Annotated in this window: 7 protein-coding genes; 1 reads left to right on the forward strand and 6 read right to left on the reverse strand. The window is 35.0% G+C overall.

Going from position 1 to position 8,235, the window contains the following annotated elements:
• Nucleotides 1–21: 21 nt before the first annotated feature.
• The 4 genes from AC3CAU_RS14435 to AC3CAU_RS14450 all read right to left on the reverse strand — a co-directional run bounded on the left by AC3CAU_RS14435 (nt 22) and on the right by AC3CAU_RS14450 (nt 4,262).
• Nucleotides 22–708 (reverse strand): hypothetical protein, encoded by a 687-nt coding sequence (locus tag AC3CAU_RS14435; protein ID WP_447053483.1) that lies wholly within the window; start codon nt 706–708, stop codon nt 22–24.
• A gap of 10 nt (nt 709–718) precedes the next feature.
• Complete coding sequence (locus AC3CAU_RS14440) at nt 719–2,728, reverse strand: hypothetical protein (protein WP_447053484.1); 2,010 nt, start codon at nt 2,726–2,728, stop codon at nt 719–721.
• 244 nt (nt 2,729–2,972) lie between these two features.
• On the reverse strand, nt 2,973–3,542 hold the full coding sequence (dcd, locus tag AC3CAU_RS14445) for a dCTP deaminase (RefSeq protein ID WP_131215654.1): 570 nt from the start codon (nt 3,540–3,542) through the stop codon (nt 2,973–2,975).
• A 126-nt stretch (nt 3,543–3,668) separates the two neighbouring features.
• Entirely contained in the window at nt 3,669–4,262 is a 594-nt protein-coding gene (locus AC3CAU_RS14450) for a LysE family translocator (RefSeq protein WP_447053485.1), read from the reverse strand.
• Between the two features lie 274 nt (nt 4,263–4,536).
• On the opposite strand from AC3CAU_RS14450, the gene AC3CAU_RS14455 reads away from it, so the two are divergent.
• A complete protein-coding gene (locus tag AC3CAU_RS14455) occupies nt 4,537–5,085 on the forward strand; it encodes a DUF2062 domain-containing protein (protein ID WP_447054334.1) in 549 nt (182 codons plus the stop codon).
• 229 nt (nt 5,086–5,314) lie between these two features.
• Here AC3CAU_RS14455 and apbC read toward each other — a convergent pair whose 3' ends face one another.
• Both apbC and AC3CAU_RS14465 read right to left on the reverse strand, forming a co-directional pair.
• Nucleotides 5,315–6,595, reverse strand: a complete 1,281-nt coding sequence (gene apbC / locus AC3CAU_RS14460; protein WP_447053486.1) for an iron-sulfur cluster carrier protein ApbC — start codon at nt 6,593–6,595, stop codon at nt 5,315–5,317.
• Nucleotides 6,596–7,243: 648 nt separating this feature from the next.
• Nucleotides 7,244–7,708 (reverse strand): hypothetical protein, encoded by a 465-nt coding sequence (locus AC3CAU_RS14465; protein WP_447053487.1) that lies wholly within the window; start codon nt 7,706–7,708, stop codon nt 7,244–7,246.
• Nucleotides 7,709–8,235 lie beyond the last annotated feature (527 nt).

Consider the following 8,235-nt stretch of genomic DNA (forward strand, 5'->3'; position numbering starts at 1 on the left):
TTCTTAAAAATTTTTATTTAATTAACAACGACTGGTTCCAGTACCTGCGCAGTTATAACTAAAAATTTTCAAATCTCCCGACATATGTAAATTTCCATGTACGTTCAAGCCCATAAATCCTTTTTCACCACCTTTATCAAAAGTAGGAACATCTACACTGCTATAAACTTTTGTACCTTGGGCATTTAGTGTATAAGCATTATATTGATTATATTTTTCGTCTTTTAAATAGCCTTTAGTCGCTGCATCATCTGTTTCAACCGACAAATTAGTAAAACCTAAATTTCTTATTTTTAAAGGTTTATCATCAAAAAATGAGAGTTTCATTGCTGTTTGAGGCATCATATCTTTATTGATAATCGTGCTTCCTGCTAAAGAAAACTTATCTACCTGAATGGTGCCTTGAATTTGCTTAAAGACCAACCATCTTTGATTGCCGGCTGCATCCGCATGATTATTAGGTGAAAATGCAAAACGGCATTGCACATCCGAGACACAGTCATATGTGTAATATACGCCTTGCTGATCAGAGATATTTTTAATACTTAAATCATTTGCATAACGATGGTTTAATGACAAAGTCCAGCTTAAATCAGCCCCCCCTTGCCCTGTAACATCTAGTAATGCACCATTATCCAAACCTACCAATTCTGCATGTGTTGCGCAACACATAAGTAAAACGACGGAAATAGATATTTTATTTAACATTTTTATACTCCTATAAGCCCGTTGTTTTAAACTTAAGATGCTGAATCAGAACACCATCTATTACAGCGGAACCTAAATTAACAGCTGAACCTGATGGACTTTTAAATACGATACCTGTCGCGTCCGCCCCTCTATTCGCTTTTAGAAGATTTGTGGATACATCTCGGGTCACACTACCAATTGCAATACTACTATGCGTCGCATTTGTACCCTGATATCTAACAGTATTAGTTCCCGTGGTAATGTCTGAGAAATTTGAACCGCAGTAGCTTACGTTACAGGTCGAACCTTTAAAAGATGCTTTGGTTAACCCTGTACCTGCTTGAAATTGAGGATTAGGATCTGTATCTGCATATAAGGTATAAATTTGTGAATATATGGTAGGTATTTTAGGAATGCGTGTTACTTCCAAAATAATGTTATTGCCTTCTGATGCCAGAATGAAAGGTTGATACATATTCCCTAACACAAGGTTTATATTAGCACTATATAGATAAAGACCTTCTTTATCGTTGAACAGTGGAGCCAAAGACCCATCCATTGCTGGCGTTACTGCTGTACCATCATCTGCATCAGTTTTAGCAGCAGTACTAATACGAATTCCTTTTTCATTCAGGTTGGTATCAGTAAATTTCAATGCGGACGGATCATCATTAGTGTTTATTCTTAAGAGTGCAGCTATCCCTAATGTTTCATCATAGAGTTTATTGACATCATCATTTTGAGTTTGGAAGAGCCTTATCTGTGAACCATTAATACTCAGGCCATTGGCCACAAATTGTGATCTTAAGCGATAGTCTTTATCTAAACCACTCTCTGGTGCCCCTGTAACAGCATTAATTGTCCGAATTGAATCAAGAGACCGAGAGAAAATATCAGTCCAAAATCCCAATTTGATTCGGTCACTTGTGGCGTCAATCCCATCTTTAGCCAAAGGTGCTTCTAAAGCCAGATAACTAATATCACTCTTGTTCGCACCTGAAAACTGTTGAATATCTTTTGCTGTACCTGCACGGAATAACCAAGGATTAGCAGCACTTCCCCAATTTAAACCTACATTACTATAACGCTCATTTAAGTTGCCATTACTTTTAGATAAAGCCAAACCATAAATAAAAACATCAGCTTTAGTACGGGCATTGGTTATAGCACCTGTCGCTGTTGTATTTGCCACATTTGCTGCATTGGTTTTTGCATAATTGTCGACAGTGGTATTTGCAGCAGAGGTTGCTTGCTGGGCAGCAGTACTGTTTGCTGATGCTCTAATCTGAGCAAGGGTGGTTTCTTTTAAATGATTATTAACTGCGGTCGTAATAGTGGAGCCATATGCAGCTTCAATCTTTTCAATGGTATTTAACCGAGCATTTTCTGCTGCCTTCTCTTCATTTAACCAGGCACCGCCATATTTAGTTGTGCCATCATCAGGAACTAATGCCGGAGCGTTCCAATAATATTGGTCGTAACGCTTATTATAATAATCTGTATAAGTTTTTTGTTTTAAATAAGGTGAAATTTCCTGATTACGATACGTGGTTTCATTTTTTGTTTTTACCTGACTATAAGTCGTTGTATAGGTTGTTGTTGTGGTACTGCCATTTTGATAAATTCCATTATAAACAGTATCATAGGTCGAATTATAACTACCTTGATATAAGTTGGCTTTTGCATACGCATAATTTGAATTGTAATTCTGTTTATAAATTTTATCGTATGCACGTTGATACATTAATTCGTAATTTTCACCTGTTGGAATAATACGAATAAAACCAGTATCGTGTTTAGGTTTATCGGCCGCAGAAATAGTGGCATTGTTATAACTTGAAGCAGTAGAAATATCATTCGGTCCCTGAAAAACCATCTTAAAATTTTCAGGCAATAATGCGATCCCCTCACCGGTAGTTTCAGAAAGGTTATTATCTGACAAAGATTCAAGCGCATAAACTGACGGACTAAGTAAAACTGCGATTACACCCGCCAAACAAGACTTTTTAAATCTTGCATTATTCCAACTCTGAGTCATCACGACCTTCCTTTTTATCAGATGCTCCGCATCATTATTTTTTAATTCATCCTAAGCTTGGTATATCTCTTTTATTTATTTGTCATTACAACAATGTTCTTACCAAGTTTGTATAACTTTTTATTATGCTGAATATTTACTCAATTGCAAAAAAAACTGGGCGAATGAACCCAGTTTCCGATGAATGAATTTTATAAAAAATAAGCGGATCAAAATGATCCGCTTATTCAGTTATTTATACTGTTTATGCTTTTGGCAAAGTGACACCAGTCTGACCTTGGTATTTACCACCCCGGTCTTTATATGATATTTCACATACTTCATCTGATTCAAAGAACAACATTTGGGCCACACCTTCACCTGCATAAATACGGGCAGGCAAGTTAGTCGTATTTGAAAATTCCAAGGTAACGTGCCCTTCCCACTCAGGTTCAAGCGGAGTCACGTTTACAATAATACCGCAACGTGCATAAGTCGATTTACCTAAACATATCGTCAAAACATTACGTGGAATACGGAAGTATTCTATTGTACGGGCCAAGGCAAATGAGTTTGGCGGTATAATGCATACATCCGATTCAATATCGATAAAGCTTTTATCATCAAAGTTTTTTGGATCGACAATTGCTGAATGGACATTGGTAAATACTTTAAATTCACGCGCGCAACGAACATCGTAACCATAGCTTGAAACGCCATAAGAAATGAGTTTTTCACCTTTTTCATCATAACGTACTTGATTTTCTGCATACGGTTCAATCATGCCGTGATTTTCGCTCATTTCACGAATCCAACGATCAGACTTAATTGCCATTATTTCTATATCCAAAAATAGTTAAATCAATTATTGCGCTGTACTTTAACTGAAATTGGCTGCAATGGAAATAATGATCAGGCGATGACATCATTTTTTACCAAATGCATATTTCATCTTCTTAACTTAAAGACTTAAAAGAGCAGAATAACCCAGTGGAATAGAGAAACTGACTAAAACCAAAGAAGCTGTTTTTTGTAAGTTAGATTGATTTAGCCAACGTACTTTATTCGAGGCTAGAATAGAACCGATAAAAGTCCAAAATAAAGCAATTGGCACAATTAAAATGAGAAACATGCCAAGATGAACTAAGTAATTATGCACTGTTAACCATGCTGAACTTGGAAAAACAGCAGAAGCAAAGAGTAATGCCTTAGGGTTCATTAAGGTTGCACAAAACAGTTCACGTGCACGAATGGTCGGCAGATTATAACTGGCTTGAATATCTGCGGTTTTCCAAAGTTTAATAGCCAGAAAAATAATATACAGCGCACTTAATAATTTCAGAAATATGGGCAGAATAGGGAATTGACTTGAAACTGTACCAATAATGACTCCCCAAACAGTAATTGAAATTAAATAACCAATTGATTCTGCCGGGATAAGTCGTAATGATTGGCGTACACCTACCTGTATACCAGAAGATGCAAGCAATGTATTTGTTGGGCCTGGTGTCAATAAGATAGTGACAACTAAACCGATGAACAGCCATGAAATCATATGCGACCTCTCTTTAGAGAGCGCGAAGAGTAAATTAGTTTATTGTACTTAGCAAATACGTTTTTTTATATATCTATAAAAATTCCAATTTTAACTCAAAAAAAATATATAAATCATTAATTTATATTTAAAATTCCTCAAAATAACTAGACAGTCATTTGTTATAAAAAGTTTCAAGGAACACTTTTTTAAGCATTAATATCTACATTCAGTCATACTTGCTCTGCTTCGAGGTAACTGACTCAAGCAAAATACATTATTATTTTAGTATCATATATTTATGGCAAAACGATTTTTTCAATCTTGGCTTCCCTCTCCTCATAAAGTCGCAGAGATGAAACTGTTGAAGATTTTTGGTAAACGCACCTTAAATCCTTTGCTTTGGTATGTGAACAGAAAGTCTATTTCAAAAGCCATTTTTATTGGCACGTTTTGGGGCATGTTGCCTTTACCTTTTCACAGTATTTTGATTGTTTTGACAGTATTACTTTTTGAGGTTAATTTACCGGTAAGCTTATGTCTCGCTTGGTTGACGAATCCCTTCACACTTATCCCCATTTTATATATTGGTTTCTGGTTGGGTGCAAAGGTGTTTCAAGTAAATATGATTGATCAGGATATGATACTCGGTGTTCTGCATCAGATCAGTCACTGGATTACCCACTTTGGAAAGGGACATGTCGATTTGAGTTTAGCGAAAATTTTATTATCTGGTTTATTATTGGAAGCTCTAATTTTTGCTGTAATATTATTTGTGATTACGCGGCTGTTTTGGCGCTGGAATATTATTCAACATTATAAGCGTCGTCAATCTACCCCCTAGAGATGAATAACTGATTAAAATCTTCTACACATATTTTAAAATTAGATAATTATAAAATAGTTTTATTTTAATCTATTTTAAGTTGAGCTTCTTAGTTCAAGCAAAATTGAATATAACCAAAATAATCCAGCATAAAAAAGCCCAACGTACGTTGAGCTTTACATGAATACTTAAATGTATTTAGTATTTAGTATTTAGTATTTAGTATTTAGTATTTAGTATTTAGTATTTAGAAAATTCTATTTTGCTGCTTTTCTACTTTTGGCAATTGATCTGCAATTTTTTGAGCAATAACCATATAACTTTCAGCAGAATCATCACCTGCAATTACCGAAGGTTTACCTGCATCTGCATTTTCGCGAATTTGAACATTTAAAGGCAAACGCCCCAGTAAAGGAATATTGTATTGTTCAGATAATTTATCACCCCCACCGGTACCGAAAATTTGCTCTTCATAACCACAGTTCGTACAAATATGGGTCGACATATTTTCTATTACTCCCATAACCGGAATCTGAACTTTATTAAACAGCTCAATCCCTTTGGTCGCATCCATTAATGCCACATTTTGTGGAGTAGTAACAATGATAGCAGCCGTCACCGGAATACGCTGTGCGAGTGTCAACTGAATATCACCTGTGCCGGGGGGCATATCAATCATTAAAACATCCAAATCAGGCCATAAAGTCTGGTTAAACAACTGCATCAATGCACCCGTTGCTTTCGGACCCCTCCAAGCCACAGGCGTATTGTTATCTCCCGTTAAATGTCCAATCGATAGCACCGGCATACCATAAGCATCAATTGGAACGAAATTTTCAGCTTCAATCATCGGAGTCCGCCCTGCATTACCCAACATAGTCGGAATACTTGGACCATAGATGTCAGCATCTAAGACACCCACTTTTAGACCTAGTTTTTGCAATGCCAAGGCAAGATTTACAGTAGTAGTCGATTTACCCACACCACCTTTACCTGAGGAAACCAAGATGACATTTTGAATACGGGGATGCTTAGGTATATCTCTTTGTTGGGGCGCTGGTTTTTGAATCGGTGGATTATTTGGATCTTGCTCATTTTTTATTTCAGCTGGAGCTGTTTTGCCTGAAGCATCCACTACAGGTGGAAGTTTCTGAGCTTGAGGAGTTTCATTTTTATCCTGTGGTCGGCTAGAACAACTATGACCTTCTTTTCCATGATCATGATTGGAACAAATTTCACCTCGTGCATGTTTTTGCTGGATCACATGCATATTAAGTTCTTGGATACCGCATTTTTCTAAGGCATCCGCTAAATCATCATGGATTTTTTGTAAATGATCTGCTTCTTCAGGATAAGTATTAATCGTTATTTGTAATACTCGCCCTTCAACATTCACTTGGGTAATTCGGTCTTTTAATATATTGCTTGAATTTGGCAATATATAGCCTTGTAGCACATTCTGAATGTCTTCCTCCTTCACCTCCTGCGAGGGTGAAAAAACAGATTTAAGCGAAGAAAGCCATGACATAAGTTTACTCCAAGTACGGACATACAACTGAATATCATAGTTTAGCTTTAAATGAAGTGAAGGTTAAGCAAAGTTCGAGATTGCTTTATGAATGTTGCTAAAAATCCGATCTAATCAGTAGGTTTTACTGCTTAACTCTTTATTTTGATAAACAGCTTAAGTGCTTTTATGGATTCATATATAAATATATTTTTATTAAATCATCGACTAGCACAAGTTAAATCAGATAGATTCGAAACAGTTTAATAAATTTAATTTTTTGGTTTATATACATATATGACGATTATTTATTAACAATTATTCGGCAGACATACCTATATTTTGTTCTTTATATTATCTACACATTATTATCATAATAATTTTTTTATCTAGGGAATATATTTATATAAAACAATTATTTAAATTTATTATATTAAATACTATATCCTTTATCCATGCAGCAAATGAAACTTCTTCTATATATACGTCCAAAGGACAATTAATCAGTTTAGGCGATAATTTTACCGATATATATAATCGTTTTAAGTTATCTCCAAACTCAAGGATTACACCTTAACTCAAAAAGGTGAAAATCGTTATTTATCTGCTGATCATTCCAGCTAAATTAAAGATCATTTAACTGGAATATTTGATTAAAACTCAACTGAATCAGCCTTGGTCATCTTTTTTAAATTTGTTGAGAGTGTCTGTTGCTGTTTTCTTTAACTCATCAAATTTAGTACCTGCCTGCGCTTTCAGTTCATCAAACTTAACTGAGGCTTCTTGCTTAAATTCAGTCGCTTTTAATTTGGCTTCTTCAAGTTTATGGCTAGCTTCCTCTTTTAAATGGTCTAATTTATCTTGCACCTTATTTCCTGTCTCTGGTGTCTCAGCTTTTGCATGATTTACTTTTTCATCAAATGAAACTTTACCTTCCGTATATTTAGCATTAGTCTCCTTGTTTAAATTATGAAGTGCCTTTTCACTTTCAAGCTTAATTTCAGCAACTTTATGTTTTAGATCATCAACTGTTTTGTCGCCCTGCAATTGCGCTTCGTTCACCTTATATTTTAAATCTTCACCTAAATTAGTTATTTTATTCTTTAACTCATCTAATTTATTTTCATTTGTCATAATTTTTCCTCTATGTTATTCAATATTTAGCTTAGTTATTAGTTATACAAGGACATTTTTATGAATAAAATCAAAAACTGCATTTTGAAACAAAGCATATACAGGATGTAGCAAGGGGCTATAACACCTTAAATTAAAACTATCTAAAAGTTCTAAAAATAATTTAATAACTAAGATTAATAATTCATTCTATATTTGGATAGCGATAACCCTTTAAGTAATTGGCATACATTTAACAGTATATTCTTTGATTTACGCAGTCCTCTTAAATTAAAGAAACTTGTGTTTCCTATATAATTATTCAACAGGAGGGTATAGTGTGAATGTGGAAATGAAGACCAGCTGGAATAAAACAGGCGTCAAAGCTTTTCCCTTGCTGGATTTTTTCCAGCCTAACTATTTGTGACAGCGGTTTTCTTTTCTGGCTCTTTCAGTGATTATTTTTGAGGCATAAAAAAAGCCCCGCTATTTAAGCGGGGCTTTTAGGGAATAATGAGCTGGCGATGACTTACTCTCACATGGGTAAC

Source organism: Acinetobacter sp. GG23 (assembly GCF_057766365.1).

Excerpts from the sequence above, each read along its gene's own strand:
- AC3CAU_RS14440 (WP_447053484.1), bottom strand. The coding sequence starts at position 2,728 with ATGACTCAGAGTTGGAATAATGCAAGATTTAAAAAGTCTTGTTTGGCG.
- AC3CAU_RS14450 (WP_447053485.1), bottom strand. The coding sequence starts at position 4,262 with ATGATTTCATGGCTGTTCATCGGTTTAGTTGTCACTATCTTATTGACA.
- AC3CAU_RS14465 (WP_447053487.1), bottom strand. The coding sequence starts at position 7,708 with ATGACAAATGAAAATAAATTAGATGAGTTAAAGAATAAAATAACTAAT.
- AC3CAU_RS14435 (WP_447053483.1), bottom strand. The coding sequence starts at position 708 with ATGTTAAATAAAATATCTATTTCCGTCGTTTTACTTATGTGTTGCGCA.
- dcd (WP_131215654.1), bottom strand. The coding sequence starts at position 3,542 with ATGGCAATTAAGTCTGATCGTTGGATTCGTGAAATGAGCGAAAATCAC.
- apbC (WP_447053486.1), bottom strand. The coding sequence starts at position 6,595 with ATGTCATGGCTTTCTTCGCTTAAATCTGTTTTTTCACCCTCGCAGGAG.